A 16,996-nucleotide genomic window follows, 5' to 3' on the forward strand; every position below is an offset into this window, starting at 1 on the left:
TAATCCTTCTTTCTATTCACTCTACTTTAGTTCCTATGTACTACTAAAGAGACTTTTTATTGATGTGTGACAGTTAGGGTGCGGAAGGTGGGATACAATGCCATTGTTAGTCGAAACAATCGCATTGTTAACCGATACAATCGCATTGTTAGCCGATACAATCGCATTGTTAATCGAAACAATCGCATTGTTAACCGATACAATCGCATTGTTAGTCGATACAATCGTATTGTCAGTCGATACAATCAAATTGCAAGAGATTACCAGCACTTACGCACTTGTACAGTAACTCTTTATTTATCGCTGTGCCTTGCTTTGTGTCATCTAGAGTGTGAAGGCTGGAATCTCTAGCGTTCAGACTAGAATCAGCACAGAAAACTTACAGGCTGCATCAACACAAATTGTTGCAAGTCTAAAGGGGGTAAGGCCCGCCCATTCGATTTGCTGATGGCCGTAACAACAACTGGAATGCGCCTCCAGCCGAGACAAGGCACTTATAGGAACACGTCCCCATGTTGACTGTCGGTTCGCTGATTATAATAGCGCTTCTGTGTTGAGTCCAAATACAGACCTAACAAGAACAGCCCCTTCCCTACTTGCGTTGGGGAGTAAGATTCAAAGCCTCTCTCCTTTTCCCTACTTGCGTTGGGGAGTAAGATTCAAAGCCTCTCTCCTTTTCCCTACTTGCGTTGGGGAGTAAGATTCAAAGCCTCTCTCCTTTTAGGAGAGAGGTTTGGAGAGAGGTCAAAATATACGCTATACACAAAGCATCCAAAAAAGGCAATGATTTGCAAAGTAGCACATTAGTTTCCTGGCGCTAGAGTTCCAGAATTCCCAACGGGTGCTTCGGTGTATTCGCAAAAAATATTCAAGCCGATTTTGAGGATATATAAAACAATAACAGTTGCGAGCGCTGGATCAATTGGCAAACCGTGTGCCGTCGCTACACCAACAAGGGAGATAATCAACCCTGTCAGCAAGGGCGAACTCCCTGGATTCTTCGTGTAATCTTTAAGTTGACCGCGAAAACCTTCATCGCCACAGAGTTCTTCACGCAATACCTTTAGTGTTACTTGCCAAAGTGATTTACTTTGCTGCATCAACGGTTGTCCATTTTTCTCAGTCCACAAATCCTCAAAAGCGGTTTCAACTTTGCCATTGTGTTTTTCCAAGTGATTCAATGCGTGCTGTGCAGGGTCGTAATCTTGTAAAATCTTCCGTGCAGCATTCATTTCCGTATGACTTAATTGACCATCCATCATTTATCCTCATTTTTTAGTTTGTCATTAGGTATGGGGCATTAGTTATTATTCTCCCTTGCTATTTTGCTTCCCCACTCCCCGCAAGGGTTGAAACTACGTCAAAATTTAGATAAATGCGATCGCACTTACCGACAATGCAGATTACCCAAAGTCTCCATACAGCAATTCTTGTCACTGACTTAGAACGCTCCGAACACTTTTATGGCAAAGTATTGGGATTATCTAAAATAGATCGTTCCCTGAAATACGCTGGTGCATGGTATCAAGTCGGCGACTATCAAATTCATCTGATAGTCGCACCTACTGTCCCCACTGAAAACCCAAACGAAAAATGGGGACGCAATCCCCACGTCGCCTTCTCAGTAACTGACTTAGACGCTGCTAAACAGCAATTCCTCAATCATAATTATCCCATTCAAGCCAGCGCTTCCGGTCGCGCTGCCCTATTCACTCAAGACCCTGATGGAAATATTATTGAGTTGAGTCAGCAATGAGAGAAAGTGGGGAGTGGGGAGTGGGGAGTGGGGAGTGGGGAGTGGGGAGTGGGGGAATTATTGAAAAAGTCTCTACCTTGTTTTGTCCCAATGACCAATGACCAGTGACCAATGACCAATGACTAACGACTAATGACTAATGACTAATGAAAATCATTGCCTACTCTTATACTAATCCGTTATTAGAATCTGCTCCCGATCAAGCTGATTGGGGATGGGAGGTGGATCGGGTTTATGAAGATTTGGGTAAGTCAGAGTCCTCCAGACACGCTACGCGAGAGTCCTCCAGACACGCTACGCGAACGCAATTACAACAATTATTTACCGATTGCCAAACCGAACCAGCAGATTATCTCTTGATTCGTCGGTTGGAAGAATTAGGGGATACTGTAGAGGAAATTAGCGATCGCTTGAATGAACTCGAAGCAATGGGAGTAGCGATCATCGCCACAGAACAGCCCTACACTTCCGAAAATTACCCTCTGGGCGCTAACTTACTGAATTTGCTACACGCAATCCAACGTCAACAACGTAGTCGTCGCATCCGTGAAGGACACGCCCGTAATCGTCTCGATGTTGTACCGCCACCTGGCAAAGTTCCCTACGGCTATCGCAGAGGTAAGGGAAAATATACCATTGACCGCAGTACTTCACCAGTAGTCAAAGATTTTTTTGAACACTTTTTACTCTATGGTTCTCTGCGGGGTTCAGTTCGTTACTTGGCGAAAAAATACGCTAAAAAAATCTCTGTCACCACAGGAAGACGCTGGCTAACTAATCCAGTTTATCGCGGCAATACAGCTTACCAAAATGGTGAAATTATCTCCAATACCCATATTCCGATAATTTCTAAGGAAGAAGCAGCCCAAGTTGACCGACTTTTACGCCGTAACAGCCGTTTACCATCCCGAACTGCTAGTGCGCCACGTTCTTTAGCTGGGTTGGTTGTCTGTGCTGAGTGTCAGTCACACATGACAGTTACTCGTGTCACTCAACGCAATCAAGATAAGGAGTATCTTTATTTACGTTCTCCTAGCTGTCCTCAAAGTCCCAAGTGTAAGGCTATTCCCTACCAAGAGGTTTTAGAACATACAATTGAAACGGTTTGCCGTGACTTACCCTTAGCTGTAGCGGGGATGAATTTTCCTCAATTGGATGTAGTGAAGAATAGTTTAGGGCAAGCGATCGCTCGTCAGCAAGAAATACTTGCTCAGTTACCCGCTTTAATTGAAACTGGAATTTTAGATGTTGAAACAGCAAAGTTAAGAGCTTACAAACTCCGCACAGAAATTTCTGCACTCGAAGCAAAGTTGGCGACTCTTCCCCCAGTTAACTTGCGTTCTGTTGCTCAAGCTGTTTCTATACCACAATTTTGGTTAGATTTGTCGGAAACTGAGCGACGATTTTACTTTCGAGAATTCATCAAGCAAATTGAAATTACTCTTCAAAATAAAGAATTAAAACTACAAGTTATTTTTATTTTTTAAGTTAAAGGGGCGGTTATACCAATTCTGTATGAAGATGCGCCATATATAAGGAACAAACCGCATACTCCTACAAAAAAGCAAGCTACGCGCAGCGTCTCCAAGAGTTGAACGCATAGACACAAAGTGGTGAAGCAGCGCGGTCTTCTCCCAAAGGGAGAGGCTAGCGCCAAGGGGGTTTCCCCCATGAGCGACTGCTGTTAGCGCAGCGGTAGCGACGTAGGAGCGTCACCCGGAGGGCTTCCCACAGGGTAGGACACAAAGAAAGAAATAAGAAGCCAATAAAATTTGGCGCAGCCTCACAAAGAAATGGTATTAAACCCCTTGTAAATTGACCAACAGTCTGATTCCATTGCCCTAGCTTAAGTTGATTATTTCAGAGACGGTTGATCCTTAGTATACGCAACAGGTTTTGGCCCGGCATTTCGCACATTGATAATTTTATTGAGGATATCAAACCAAAAAGGCGCACCCATAGCAATAGCTAAACCACTCAGTATCCAACCACAAATTAATTTAAAAACCTGCCAAATTCTGATGTAAACACTATTCAAGTCTCTATTATCTAATGGCTCAAACTGTTGATTGATATTTTGCCATCCAATGGGTACAGAAGCATTTCCTAATAGTCTCTCGATTTCCTTTCTGGCTTCTGAGTCCTTGATATAATTGGTTTGCTCACTTGCACTTTGAGTAATGGTAGAGCGGATAACTGAATCCCGCGACAGTCTTTTTATCAGGTGAAACGAATCAGTATTGGTTAATATCGCAACTGATATTCCAATTAAAATTGCAGTTCCTTTGGCATTACGTTTATAAACACCACTAGCTCGATCCATAGAGCGATCAAACCATGTTTCGACTTCATTTTTAAACTGATTCGCTTCTTCTGTGAGGTCGTTAATCTTTATCCTGCTACGTTTAGCAATCACACCAAGACTCGTAATTAAATTATTAGGTACGTAATCAGGTAGCTCATTATTAACAAAATCTATAAAGTTTTGGTCAAAATCTCCATAAACTTGTTTAATTTTTTTGTAACTTTCACTATTAGGATCATTAATTCCTGTTTTAAGTTCTTTGTAAGATGCTAATATCATGTGCAAGTTAGTTTGAGATTCATCACTAGGATGTTTCACATAATTAATTAACTGGGGAATTTTTAAAGCATCTAATAAGCTAATTGCAAATGTTTCCGAAGGCAGATAGGAAGGGCCACTTTGTTTTTCTCCTAGTGCTTTGTTTTTACCAATATTTTTCCTCCCTTCCCGTAACTGCTTTTCTACTTTATTTTTGGCTTCTTGATTCAATGTATTAATCAAAGGATCGCTATAAAGTTTCTGTACCAAGTTTTTTGCTTTGATAATATCTGAATCTTCACTTTCGCTACCACCTGCTAAAAGTAATTCAATTGAATTTTTTAAATGTTTAGCTCTCCATTGTAATAATGTGGTAATCAACTCCTGAATTTCAGAAGCCAGCAAGCTCAAAATCAAGTAAATAAAAACTAAGCCAAGAGTAACATCCACAACAACAGGTAAATTCATTGATAGGCTCCAATAGTTTTTTAGGGGCTTTTTTTTGTAAAAAATGCTATTAGCAAATTGTATAGCACACATATTTCAATGAAATAATCGCTTAATGAAATTTAAGATACTAAAACTTGCTAATTTGGAATAATTTTAATCAATAATTATCTCTATAAGAATCATAAATTGTTTGTGAAAGTTGAAAATCTTGTATTTAGTCCTCTTGAGAGGAATGCAAGCTATTAGCCTCAGAATTTATTTTCAGGCAGGATACTAACAAAGTGGAAGATTAAAATATGTTAGTAATTACTATCTAAAAAGATTACAACTAATTTATTTAAGTGTTCAGCACGCTATTGAAACCCTGTAGCAATTGTTTCATATTTTTTAAATTAAGCCAAATGAAAACTAAGTAGATAAAAATTAAACTAACCGTCACATTAAGAAGAAAATATAAGTTTATTTACGGATTACACAAGAGGTAATAAATAATTTATATGTTGTATTATTTTTATCATTGCTCAGCTTAAATGTTCTTTAAATAACCAAGATAAATTTTTCAAAAAATAGCGCTAATTAAAGAAAGTTGAGTTAATCTTGGAAACTAGCAATTGTTAATAACATACGTTGTTACTGGGTGCAACATTGGAGATTTGCTCTGGTCTCTATGTAATCAAACCAGCAAGTAAAATGATTAACATAGAATATGCAAGAAGGAAGCTTTATTTGGAGTCATCTAGAAAAACAGCATCGCACGGTTGGCAAATGGATTGATTGGGTATGGCTAATAGTATTGCTGTTGGCAGCAATGTTACTGTTTAGCATCAATCTGGGAGGATTGCCGCTGCGAGATTGGGATGAAGGGACTGTGGCACAGGTTGCTCGTGAAATTTGGCACGCTCCAGCAGGTTCAATGCGTTGGCTTTACCCAACGCTAGGAGGCGAACCATACTATAACAAGCCGCCTTTGATGCATTTGCTAATAGCTTGGGCTTATTCTTTAGGAGGCGAAAATGAGTTGACAACGCGCCTACCTGGAGCAATTTTTACAGCGACATCTGTACCTTTACTGTATTGCATTGCTCGAGAGATATTTCGCCAACGTTGGGCAGCAATTTATAGCGCCTTGATTTATCTAACAATGTTACCTGTGGTGCGTCATGGGCGGCTGGCAATGTTGGATGGGGCGATGGTAAGTTTTTTGATGGTGATGATGTTGTGCGTGTTGCGATCGCGCCGGGATTTACGTTATTGCCTTGGTGTTGGTATTAGTTTTGGGTTGATTTGCCTGACTCAAGGATTATTAGGCGTATTACTAGGTGCGATCGCGATCGTATTTCTGTTTTGGGATACGCCACGACTGCTCACCTGTTACTATCTGTGGATAGCAATCTTAATTGGTATTCTGCCTGTAGCTGGTTGGTACAGTGCCCAACTAATTCACTATGGTTACACTTTTGCTCAAATTGGCCTTGCAAACCCATCACTAGACCGAATTAGCTCTGTTGTAGAGGGGGATTCTGAACCACCTTGGTACTATGTTATTGAACTTCTCAAGTACACATGGCCGTGGTTATTATTCTTACCGCAAACTGTCCGCTTAACCTGGGAAAATCGTAACCTTAGCTGGGCAAAACTAGTAATGGCGTGGAGTGGTGTTTATCTGCTGGTAATTTCTTTCATGATTACCAAAGTTCCCTGGTATCTATTCCCGATTTACCCTAGTTTAGCCTTAGCTTTTGGTATCCAATTATCAGAGACAGAAAATTCGCCTTTACTCACATCCTATCCCCGTGCTTGGGTTGCTGGTTTGGCAATCCTTGCTGTAGTCGCTTCTGCTGGTAGCATTTATTTCAGTTGGGGTACAACCCCGAAAACAGACTTACAACTGATTTTTGCCGCAGTAGCTTTAACTATGACTTTAGCAGCTATTTTGGCAGAGCGAGGCGACGGGCAATTTCTGAAGATTTTGTTTTGGGGAAGTTATATTTCGCTGCTACTGTTAATGAAATCTAACTACTGGGTTTGGGAATTATCTGAAGCTTATCCAGTTAAACCAGTCGCTGCCATGATCGTGCGGGCAAATCCAGCTACGAGGAAGATTTACACATCTTTTCCCTACCATCGTCCCTCGTTGGATTATTATAGCGATCGCACCATCATTCCCGCTTCTGTTGGCGAACTGGAATATTATTGGCACTACAACGGCCAACCCTATTTCCTGCTTCATGCATCTGCTTTGAACAATCTCGAATTAGAGTCGATGAAGCTAATTGACCAAGCTGAAGGCTGGAAGTTAGTTACAAAAGATACAAATCGATTGTAAATGTCGGGCATGGGGCAGAAGAGGCAGAGGAGAAAAACTTACTACAATTTCTCCCCCGCCCCTCATCTTCCTCATCTCCTCCTGCGTTTACGATTACCTACCCAAGCATGTATGGGAATATCAGTACAATTTCGCCATAATAGCTAGGTGCATTCTGTTGCTGATTGATTTCCGGCGTGAAATAGTCCAAAAATCCCATAATAGGCAATTTCAGGACTTAGGCACGGGTCATGGAAGAACGAACCACAGAGACACAGAGTACACGGAGGAATGAGAGTTTGAGAGGTTTTTCACGTAAGTCCTAAATTTAATAGATTATTGAAGGCAGAAATGCGCCTGCTGGCTCGTTGTACAGTCCCATACTCATCAATGTCATTGGTCGAACTACGTGTAATCCTTTCTCTAAGCACCAGTGCAATAACTCAGTATTGCGGGTTGGCAATAGAAATCCTGATTCGGAAATTACTGTTGCAGCGCCGAGGAGGGCCTTGAGGTCTTGATTACTCTGTGCAACTGCGTGTCCATCAAAGCCAAGTACAGTTGTGTATCCTGTAATGTTACCGTTATGTTCAACTACTGTAAGCGTTTGTTGCTCAATTGCATCAAGTAATTCGAGGTGACGAACATGACCATGAACTTGAAAACAGAGTTTGTTGCAGATATCAATATCTGCTAAGGTTGCTGTACGAACCACATACCCTAAAACTTCAAGTTGAAGCGTCGTACCTTTTAGGACTGCAAGCGGTTCTCGTACATGAAATCCGAGCTTGGTATATAAGGATAATGAACTACTATTATAGGCAGCTTGCACTAACCTCACACCTGCAAACTTCTGCTGCCGTGCGTAATCTAAAACGTATTGCATGAGATGTTTCCCGATTGAACGTCCTTGTGTCATCGGGCTTACTGAGAGTGGCCCAATTCCCGCAATTGCTCCATTACTCCAGAGGAAATTGCTGCCGACAATATGTCCATCTAGTTCAGCTACAACCGAGTAAATATTTTGACGCTTAAGTAGAGAGGAAAACGACTCAATTGTAGCTTCGACTGAAGCCCAGTCTATGGGAAAATTATGTTGGTCATTGAGTATCTTAAAGGCTTGGTAACAGATTGAACCGCAGTCATGGGCGTCTTCAATTCTTCCCTCTCGTAAAATGAAGTTTGTGCTTTTCATAATTGGTAGACTAGCCGTTCCAATTTTGTTGCTTACCAGATTTATCAAACTGCCTTTTCAGCTTATTTTGTCCCTTACTATGAGTCGTTGTGGGCAATGTTTTCATACCTTGTATTACCATCCGGGAAATTATAGATCCTCTGGTATCCAGATTTTCTACATTGTTTAGCTAGACTTATAGGATCTGCTGTACCCCGCAAAAAATTAAGGAATCATCGCTACCTTAATAACCTGACGCGCCTTCATCTCACAAAACACTTGTTCTAAATCTTTTAATGGCCGCTGTTCACTAATAAGTAACTCAAAGGGAATTTTGCGACTAGCGATCAGTGCCAGCGCCTCCCGCACATATTTTGGTGTATTATGAAATACGCCTTTGATGGTCAGTTCGCTGTAGTGTAGCTGTTCTGTATTGACGATAATGCTGGTATCTCGTGGACATCCACCGAATAAGTTGACTGTTGCACCAGGACGGGCGCAGGCGATCGCAGTTTCCCAAACACTTGGTACACCAGTTGCTTCAATCACCACATCTGCGCCCCATCCTTGGGTGAGTTCTTTCACCACACTGGGAATATCCGGGATTTGACGATAATTAAAGGTCTGGGTTGCACCCAATTTCTGACCAATTTCTAGCCTGTGCTTATTACCTCCCCACAGCAACACCTCAGCTTGACTACTCAACGCCGCCACAAACATCAACCCGATCGCCCCATCTCCTAAGACGACTACTTGATCTTTGGCTTTGACGTTAGAACGGGCTACACCATGCAACACACAAGCTAGAGGTTCTGTCATCGCTGCCAATTCCCACGGCAACTCATCAGGAATCTGTAACAAATTATGCTGTACTATAGCTGCGGGAATTTTCAGATATTCCGCAAAAGTCCCATTATTCCAGGTCAGATTCGGACATAATGAATACTCTTGGCGTTGACAAAAAAAGCACCGACAGCATGGGGCAGAATTATTAGCGACGATGCGATCGCCTACTTGCCAACCACTGACACCTGCGCCCAAGGCAACAATTCGCCCAGCAGCTTCGTGACCAAACAGCGTCGGCGTTTTCAGCATTTTGGCATGACCACCACGCCGCCAGACTTTCAAATCTGTACCACAAGTTGTTGCCGCCCCCACTTGAATCACAACTTCGCCAGTCGCCGGAGTGGGGTCAGGAACTTCCTCTAAGCGGAAATCTTCTTGACCATAAAGTAACGCTGCTAACAAAGCTTTAAACCTATCAATTAGCTCCACCTGATTTTACCAGTTGAAGCTAGTTGATAGGTTTAAACAAATCAGTCTTAATTTCTAGTAGGCTTTTATTAATCTAAAATGCCGTGAAACTAGGAATTCACCACTGGCTGAGGAACCACTCCGGTGTTCCGGGTTTCCACATTCGGCAAACGAGTAACACTTAATAGCGGTACTTCTTGTCGGCACGACAGGCAAAACCAATATAGTTCACCATGACGGGCATGACGCAGCAGGGAACCACCGCAGCATGGGCAGGTGTCGGCTCTCGTACTCATACCAATGTTCTCCTTAAAAAAAGTTATTGTTTAAACTAGATAAAAAAGCAATTGATTAAAACTGAATGTTAGCTGCATGAATGCGGCCATTCGATTCTATGCGGTCTTTAATAATTTGTCTGTAAACAGCTTCATATCCGTTAACCATTTGGCTAACAGTAAAGTTGTTTTCTACATATTCTCGACAGGTTTGACGATTGAGTTCCAAAGCTAATGGAATCATCGCTGCCATTTCTGCATAGCTTTTGCAGACAAAACCTGTTTTACCGTGAGCAATCACCTCAAGTACGGAGCCGAAATTCATGGCAATCACTGGTGTACCAGCTGCCATTGATTCAATCATTACTAACCCAAAAGGTTCTTGCCAGTTAATCGGGAAAAGAGTTATGGCTGCATTGCCCAGAAGTTCAGCCTTTTCGGTGTGGTTAATTTCGCCTAGATATTCAATTTGTTGACCATCTATATGGGGGACAATCTCTTGTTCAAAAAACTTAGAATCTACAAGATCAACCTTTCCTGCCATCTTCAAGCGCCAACCACTCTGTTTAGCAATAGCGATCGCATGTTGTGGCCCTTTCTCTGGCGAAAAACGACCTAAGAATGCTAAATATGGAGGTTCTGACGGTTGGGCTACGAATGGGTAATCTGCTAGCTCAATTCCGTTATAAACCGTACCAATATAATTCAGATCGATTTGACGCTGCGAGTTACTAATACTGATGTATGGTTGCTTTTGGTGGTAGCTAAATGCGTGACGGTTGTCCTTTGTAAAATTACCGTGCAGGGTGTGCACTGTAGAAGTTGCTGTTATCAAACTCGCTAAAGGTAGTGCCGAAATCCCTACATGAGAATGGATAATATCGAATTGGGTAGCACTTTGGTAAACTTGGCTCAGTTCTAACATTTCGTACACTGCATACTCTTTGACACTTGGGTCTAAGCGCAATGCCTGCGGATAAACTGCTTGTAAATGAGCCAAAGTTTGAGAATCGCCAGAGGCAAATAAAGTTACCTCATGACCGCGACGAACAAGTTCATCAGTTAAGCGACTCACTACCAGTTCGATTCCTCCATAATTTGGAGGTGGAACCCTCTCCCATAAGGGGGCAACTTGAGCGATTTTCATAAGTTTTTTTGGTTCAGTCTATGAAATTGTCCTCATCCAATAATGAGTTACATGATTATTGTATGAGGAAAGAGAATTTGTACTTACTCTTTTGACATTTAAATTAATCTAATAGGCTACCAAAAGCGCAATAACGGCTAACCGTACCGCAAATTCTCTACCGACAAATTTAAGAACAATCGGCAAAAGTCAACTAAAATCTATACTTCTAGCCTATAGCAAATCAATTACTTGTTGCATCTGTCTTGGGTATCATAATGAGTTAGAATATTTGGTAGCATAACTTACAAAATTGAATATTTTGTAGCTGATAATACTAAAATCTTCAATGGGATCAAATCATTAAAGCTTCGTTTAAACGTAATTGGGAAATGGAACAGAAATTATAAATATTAAGTAATTGTACAAAAATTACATAATGTGTAATTAGTAATTTGCAAAAATTTTGATAACTAACTAATGAAAATCGCTACTTGGAACGTCAACTCAATTCGCACTCGCCTCGAACAGGTTACCGATTGGTTAACTAACAATCCGGTTGATGTTCTCTGCTTGCAAGAAACCAAAGTTGTAGATGCCGAGTTTCCGCGATCGCCTTTTGAGCAGTTGGGCTATAACCTTTATATATCAGGACAAAAATCCTATAACGGCGTAGCCTTGATTAGCCACCAGCCACTTATAGACGTAAGTAGCGGGTTTAGGGCGATTTTGACCGATTTACACCCTGAATGGGATGAGCAAAAGCGGGTAATTACAGGTGTAATTAATGGTGTTCGGATTGTTAACTTATATGTTCCCAATGGCGCAGCAGTCGGAACTGAAAAATATGAATACAAACTGCGCTGGTTGATAGCGCTACGCGAGTATTTGCGATTGTTGGTGCTGTCACAACCTGCGATTTGTGTGTGCGGTGACTTCAACATCGCCTTAGAAGACAAGGATATTCACGAGCAAGTGAGTACAGAAAATCACATTATGGCAACAGAAAAAGAGCGCCAAGCTTTACGGGATGTTCTGGAACTAGGATTTGCCGATGCTTTTCGCAAATTTACCACAGAAGGTGGAAATTATAGCTGGTGGGATTATCGCGCCGCTGCCTTCCGTCAGAACTTAGGTTGGCGGATTGACCATCACTATCTCACACCTATGCTGTATGAGCGTGCTAAAAGTTGTATTATCGATATTGCACCCAGAAAATTAACCCAACCCAGCGACCATACGCCGGTAATTGTAGAATTTTGAATGGGGCATTGGGCATTGGGTAGAGGCGCAAAAAAGATTAGAGTTTTTATGCTTGTTCACGAGTATCAAAGACTCGTCCATGAGTATCAAAGACTCATTAATGGAGTTCAAACACTCGTCCACGAGTATCAAAGACTCATTAATGGAGTTCAAACACTCGTCCACGAGTATCAAAAACTCATTAATGGAGTTCAAACACTCGTCCACGAGTATCAAAGACTCATTAATGGAGTTCAAACACTCGTCCACGAGTATCAAAGACTCATTAATGGAGTTCAAACACTCATCCACGAGTATCAAAGACTAATTCATGAATCTTAATTTATACCAATTTATAGTTATAAATCATTCTCCTGTGCCCCTCTACCTCCCCATTCCCGGTCAATCAATTTAAGGGGTAATATATATCCTTAGAACTTGGATTAAGATAAGGATGCTGTAAATCTATTAGGTGTTGTGTAAAGTGTTGGTCAATCATCCTCATCCGCTCCTCCATTGCATTCTTACCTTTTTGCCAAGCTTCTAATAAAGCATTAGCGACAATTTGGCAGCGGTTCATCCCAAAACTTTCCTGTGCTGCAAATTTTTGGATTGGTTCTTCGGCTAAACCTAATCCTGGTGCTAAAAATTTGGTAAACAAGGGAATTTCGGGCTGGAAATGGGATTGATTTTCTGGATAAATAGCCTGAAGGATTGTGCGAATTGCTGGATAGTCGGGGAGTTCAAAGTAGAGTAGCCCCGAATCATAGCGTCCGTATGCACAGGGATTATGAAGAACCTGAAAGTTAAAAGGAATCGAGGCTGCATTGAATTGCAGTGTCAGGCTTTCCATGAGAGCGATCGCACCAGATGGCGTAAAGTTAAAGTAAATTCGCCCTGCTCCCAAATCAGCATCGGGGTTGCTCTGGCGTTGCTGTCCGACATTACTAACTGCCAAGTAAGAGCCATTTTGCAGTCGATTTTTGGGCATCCAGATTGCTACCATGTCACCCGCTTTGGTAGATTTTTTACTGGATTCTAGATGGCAGTCTGGCTCAACATAAAGTGTTAAACCGCCTTTAGTCACTGCCATAGTACCATCAGGTTCTTTCCGCAATACCTGCCATCGAGGGTCAAAGTAACCGATGCCGTGATTACTGGCGTGCAGATGTTCGTAAAAGTCCCAATCAATTTCCAAAATGGAATTATCTGCTAAATTATGCTTTGGCGGGTGATTATTACTATCAGTATTGACTGCCAAAGTACTTTGCAGGGAGCCATTGTAATAAATTCCATAAAGAAAGTTTCGCAGCAGGAGAGTGAGATATTTCTGTTGTAAATCTACAGAATTGTGCTGAAATCTGTCAGCTATTTTAGTTGGCAGAGCAAAGGGTTGATAATTGGGATGGTAAATACAAAAATTTGACTCAATCTGGATATTCTTAGCAATATCAAATAGAGAATTTAGCGGTTGATTGATAGAGTAATTTAGCATTAATCCATTCAGAACTCAAACTTTAAAATCAAAAATTATGAAACAACTCTGGGGCAAAATATTCTGAGATTTATGATAGGGGAAATAATCCGCAGAACCATTCAAAACATCTAACTTTATTTGAAACCCAGCTTTTAAATTGTTCTGCTCCCTGCCATTAACAACCGCGAAGCCGAGTCTTTTCGTAATAAATCCGAAGTAGCTGTGGCTCCTTTACAGGCTGAGGAAGTTTATGGATTTTTGCCACAGGATTCAGGATTTCTGACTCTGATATCCCGAAAATAGTGAGTATAGCTTGCTGTGGCATAATGAGTAAACTTTTAGCCACTTGCAGCATACAGATATCAGCATTATTAAAGGATTTGCGGCAGGTAATCATATCCTGAATTTGATGAATCAGTGCTAGCCCCGCAAACTGGATAACGCGCAAAATAAAGTCACTGCGGTATTCCAAAATCATCGGGAAAGCATTTATATAAGCTCTAATTAGGGCAACAATTGAAGGTTGTAAAATCTCTAAAGGTGTCAACGCCAGATGTAGAGATTCTTCTAACTCAATGGTAGGGTCTACTACGAGGCTCTTGAGCCAAATTCCTAAATAGCTTGCTAGTAAAGTTCCTAAATCAAAGGCTGGATCTCCCCAAGAACAAGCTTCCCAATCAATTAGTCGTACTAGGCAATTGTCTAGTTTCTCCCACCTGGAATGAACCAAAATGTTGTTCAATTTTAGGTCGTTGTGAGTCAAGCAGCAAGGATTCCAGTCATATGCCAAATCTGCGATCGCTGATTCTAAACTCTCCGACTGCTGGTAGAGTAGATAGAATTTCAGCGCATCGGTGGGAACCGTTCCAAAAATCTCCGGCCCAATTGACTCTAACCCTTGCGCCGGATTGTAAAAGCCATAGCGAAACTCTCCTTCGGGAGCAGTTGCCATAAAATCCCTATATTCTCGGCGGTTATAGGTTGCCCGATGGAGTCCTGCCAAACTAGTGCCGATCGCAGAAGCAATTTGTGGTGGAAAAATCTCATTGTTGTGGTAGAATATCGCAAGCTCCAGATATTCACTCAGGTAATTGCGGACGAGGATAGAATTTTCTTCGTCAAAATGTACTACCAATGGTGCAATCGCAGAAATATTGCCAAGAACTGGAAACTGCTGGAGCAACCGATGAAACAGCCACTCCTGAAACAAATCATGGGGCGCAGCGTCTTTGTTATTAACGTTACGTTCTTGTTTAATGAGCAGTTTGCGATTATCTGCTAGAGTCACTAGTAAATTGAAATTGTTCTTACTACTTCCTGGCAACTCAGATTTGTCTGATGCGCCATCTTCTGAGCTACACAGCCCCGCATCTTGCAGATACTGGATAACGTTATGAGAAGACAGTGATAATACCATGTATTATTTCCTACTTCATTAAATTACTTAAACTTATCTATGTTGGTATTTGCTTGTACTTAGCAGTTATCGGTAGATAGTAACTAGGGTGTGAATAACAATAAAGATTTGTACAATCTACTAATATCCCATCTTTGGGATAAAAACCTGCCAAAATGGCACCAAGTCCTTTACAATTACTTTAAAATTTGCTCCCAGATAGCGTGACATCTTTACACTTTATCAACATAGTTATTTAGATACATCTAGAGCAAGTTTTATGGTAGAGCCTTTTGATGTAGCTGCATCTCCAGGTTTGTGGCGCAGAAGCATCCCCAGCAAAAAACTGATTGGCGGCAGATGTTGTTCGGTGTTTAGTAGTGATCCTGAAAGCAGCAAAGAATTTCAGTAATCCTTTGCAGAAGGAAGCATGACATTCAACGGTATTATTTTTATTTATCATCACAAAGCCAAAAAAACCGGACTTTTTAGGCAATTAGTAATTATTTTTTTCTTTAAGTTTCAGAATTTATGTCTGAAAACCTTGTGCTTACGTCATTTGTGCCACCGACAAATTGTAGATAACTATAGGCGATCGCAGATAACGGCTACATGAGTGCATCTTATGTAACTGTACTTCTGTCAAGTATGTTAAAAGACTTGCAAATAAAAAACCTTCCTCAAGAGCCTCAAGAGCTTATCTCAACCCTATTGGAAGCCCATCCCACAAGAGTTAACTCCTAGTTTCGATATCGTACAACTGGCATAAGGTGGGGAGTTTTTGCTTGAGGCGATCGCGCACATTCTCTGGAAATATCACTACACAATCGAGAGCTACTGGTAACACAAACGCAAATAGGGACTGGGATTTTGCTGTTTTTTGTGATGAAGAACAGCGTGAGGCTTATACGCAAAATAATAATGAATATGACGATATAGATCCGAAGCAAGTTTTTAAAGCAATTAGTTTCGCATTACAACAATATCCGCTTTCCGTGCGACAAATAAATAACTATTTGATTTCATTGGATATAGATAATGACTAAAAAAACACAAAAAGTTTTTTGTCATCTCCCAAAAATAACTCAAACTACCTAGCTCTTTATTTCAGTTTAAAAGGATTTTACTATAGTCTTTAACCTTTTCTCCAGTCACAAATTACGCTACAATCTTTAACCCCTGCTAGTTCTGTACGCTCCCCATATCCATCATGAAACACTATCAACAACAAACCAACGCTTTCCCCAGCGATTACCTAAATAACTTGTGGGGAGAAATTCAAGCTTGTTCTTACTTTGCTATCAACAACCTCAACCGTGATTTTGTTGCCACTAAAGGATTTTCCGTAGTATTTCAGCGTTCTGGATTAGCAAAAGTAGAACAGCAGTTTCCCTACTTCAAGCCTTACCTAGATTTAGCTCTCCAGCCGAATTGTAATGCTTTTTACCTTAATCCTTTACAGCTAAAAGAAGGCTCCCGTGTCGATCCGCATATCGATCGCTCCTTGCGTTCTTACTCCAAAACCATTGAACCACCTGCGGTTGTCAGTGTCCTCTATGTGCGAGTACCTCCCGATATGGAAGGAGGAGAACTGGTATTGCGATCGCACAAACGCCAACTTGGGCAAATTAAGCCACAAATCAATACTCTACTTTACTTTCAAGGTGATTTAACCCATTCTGTTAATGCTGTGAAAACCCCAGGTAATCGCTTAAGTTTAGTTTGTGAACAGTATAGTTTGAGTGAAGCTGAACTCCAGGAAATTCCAGAGTTCACTGTAGAGTCAAGAAGCACTCAGTCTACAACCAAAAAGAGAAAGTATGCCTCATAGTTTAGTATTGAATTTACTACTTCTCTACGAGAGGCTCCGCCAACGCGAACATGTCTATGCGTTCTTCTTTACGAGACGCTACGCGTAGCTTGCTTCTCCGTAGGAGTATGCGGTTCGTTTTTCTTTCTTGTACTTAAATTACGCCGC

The 16,996-nt window shown here is 41.2% G+C and carries 17 protein-coding genes; 9 read left to right on the forward strand and 8 right to left on the reverse strand.

What is annotated here, in order from left to right; genetic code table 11:
* Positions 1-97 precede the first annotated feature (97 nt).
* Complete coding sequence (locus V7K46_RS08575; protein ID WP_335112119.1) at positions 98-289, forward strand: hypothetical protein; 192 nt, start codon at positions 98-100, stop codon at positions 287-289.
* Positions 290-803: 514 nt separating this feature from the next.
* Here the strand turns inward: V7K46_RS08575 and V7K46_RS08580 are convergent.
* On the reverse strand, positions 804-1,259 hold the full coding sequence (locus tag V7K46_RS08580; RefSeq protein WP_335112214.1) for a hypothetical protein: 456 nt from the start codon (positions 1,257-1,259) through the stop codon (positions 804-806).
* Positions 1,260-1,396: 137 nt separating this feature from the next.
* Here V7K46_RS08580 and V7K46_RS08585 point away from each other — a divergent pair, with 137 nt between their 5' ends.
* On the forward strand, positions 1,397-1,756 hold the full coding sequence (locus V7K46_RS08585; protein WP_335028724.1) for a VOC family protein: 360 nt from the start codon (positions 1,397-1,399) through the stop codon (positions 1,754-1,756).
* A 146-nt stretch (positions 1,757-1,902) separates the two neighbouring features.
* On the forward strand, positions 1,903-3,243 hold the full coding sequence (locus tag V7K46_RS08590; protein WP_335112120.1) for a recombinase family protein: 1,341 nt from the start codon (positions 1,903-1,905) through the stop codon (positions 3,241-3,243).
* Positions 3,244-3,611: 368 nt separating this feature from the next.
* On the opposite strand, the gene V7K46_RS08595 is transcribed toward V7K46_RS08590, so the two are convergent.
* Complete coding sequence (locus tag V7K46_RS08595) at positions 3,612-4,787, reverse strand: hypothetical protein (protein WP_335112121.1); 1,176 nt, start codon at positions 4,785-4,787, stop codon at positions 3,612-3,614.
* Between the two features lie 688 nt (positions 4,788-5,475).
* Here V7K46_RS08595 and V7K46_RS08600 point away from each other — a divergent pair.
* Complete coding sequence (locus V7K46_RS08600) at positions 5,476-7,095, forward strand: ArnT family glycosyltransferase (protein ID WP_335112122.1); 1,620 nt, start codon at positions 5,476-5,478, stop codon at positions 7,093-7,095.
* 307 nt (positions 7,096-7,402) lie between these two features.
* Here V7K46_RS08600 and V7K46_RS08605 read toward each other — a convergent pair whose 3' ends face one another.
* The 4 genes from V7K46_RS08605 to V7K46_RS08620 all read right to left on the reverse strand — a co-directional run bounded on the left by V7K46_RS08605 (position 7,403) and on the right by V7K46_RS08620 (position 10,924).
* On the reverse strand, positions 7,403-8,269 hold the full coding sequence (locus V7K46_RS08605) for a GNAT family N-acetyltransferase (RefSeq protein ID WP_335112123.1): 867 nt from the start codon (positions 8,267-8,269) through the stop codon (positions 7,403-7,405).
* 204 nt (positions 8,270-8,473) lie between these two features.
* Entirely contained in the window at positions 8,474-9,496 is a 1,023-nt protein-coding gene (locus tag V7K46_RS08610; protein WP_335112216.1) for a zinc-dependent alcohol dehydrogenase, read from the reverse strand.
* Positions 9,497-9,612: 116 nt separating this feature from the next.
* Positions 9,613-9,798 (reverse strand): hypothetical protein, encoded by a 186-nt coding sequence (locus tag V7K46_RS08615; protein WP_335068168.1) that lies wholly within the window; start codon positions 9,796-9,798, stop codon positions 9,613-9,615.
* Between the two features lie 55 nt (positions 9,799-9,853).
* The gene (locus V7K46_RS08620) at positions 9,854-10,924 is read right to left on the reverse strand and encodes a glycosyltransferase family 4 protein (RefSeq protein WP_335112124.1); all 1,071 of its coding nucleotides are present in this window, start codon (positions 10,922-10,924) and stop codon (positions 9,854-9,856) included.
* 459 nt (positions 10,925-11,383) lie between these two features.
* Here V7K46_RS08620 and xth point away from each other — a divergent pair, with 459 nt between their 5' ends.
* The gene (xth, locus tag V7K46_RS08625) at positions 11,384-12,166 is read left to right on the forward strand and encodes an exodeoxyribonuclease III (RefSeq protein WP_335112126.1); all 783 of its coding nucleotides are present in this window, start codon (positions 11,384-11,386) and stop codon (positions 12,164-12,166) included.
* Positions 12,167-12,214: 48 nt separating this feature from the next.
* A complete protein-coding gene (locus V7K46_RS08630) occupies positions 12,215-12,487 on the forward strand; it encodes a hypothetical protein (RefSeq protein ID WP_335112128.1) in 273 nt (90 codons plus the stop codon).
* A gap of 64 nt (positions 12,488-12,551) precedes the next feature.
* On the opposite strand, the gene V7K46_RS08635 is transcribed toward V7K46_RS08630, so the two are convergent.
* Together V7K46_RS08635 and V7K46_RS08640 are read right to left on the reverse strand one after the other, a co-directional pair.
* Complete coding sequence (locus V7K46_RS08635) at positions 12,552-13,640, reverse strand: T3SS effector HopA1 family protein (protein WP_335112130.1); 1,089 nt, start codon at positions 13,638-13,640, stop codon at positions 12,552-12,554.
* 157 nt (positions 13,641-13,797) lie between these two features.
* Positions 13,798-15,039, reverse strand: a complete 1,242-nt coding sequence (locus V7K46_RS08640) for a phosphotransferase family protein (RefSeq protein ID WP_335112132.1) — start codon at positions 15,037-15,039, stop codon at positions 13,798-13,800.
* Between the two features lie 259 nt (positions 15,040-15,298).
* Between V7K46_RS08640 and V7K46_RS08645 the strand changes: the two genes are divergently transcribed.
* The 3 genes from V7K46_RS08645 (at position 15,299) to V7K46_RS08655 (ending at position 16,849) form a co-directional block, all read left to right on the forward strand.
* Positions 15,299-15,430 (forward strand): hypothetical protein, encoded by a 132-nt coding sequence (locus tag V7K46_RS08645; RefSeq protein ID WP_335112134.1) that lies wholly within the window; start codon positions 15,299-15,301, stop codon positions 15,428-15,430.
* 373 nt (positions 15,431-15,803) lie between these two features.
* The gene (locus V7K46_RS08650) at positions 15,804-16,064 is read left to right on the forward strand and encodes a hypothetical protein (RefSeq protein WP_335112136.1); all 261 of its coding nucleotides are present in this window, start codon (positions 15,804-15,806) and stop codon (positions 16,062-16,064) included.
* Positions 16,065-16,228: 164 nt separating this feature from the next.
* A complete protein-coding gene (locus V7K46_RS08655; RefSeq protein WP_335028737.1) occupies positions 16,229-16,849 on the forward strand; it encodes a 2OG-Fe(II) oxygenase in 621 nt (206 codons plus the stop codon).
* Positions 16,850-16,996 lie beyond the last annotated feature (147 nt).

This window comes from Nostoc sp. (genome assembly GCF_036917395.1).
Taxonomy (GTDB): Bacteria; Cyanobacteriota; Cyanobacteriia; order Cyanobacteriales; family Nostocaceae; genus Nostoc.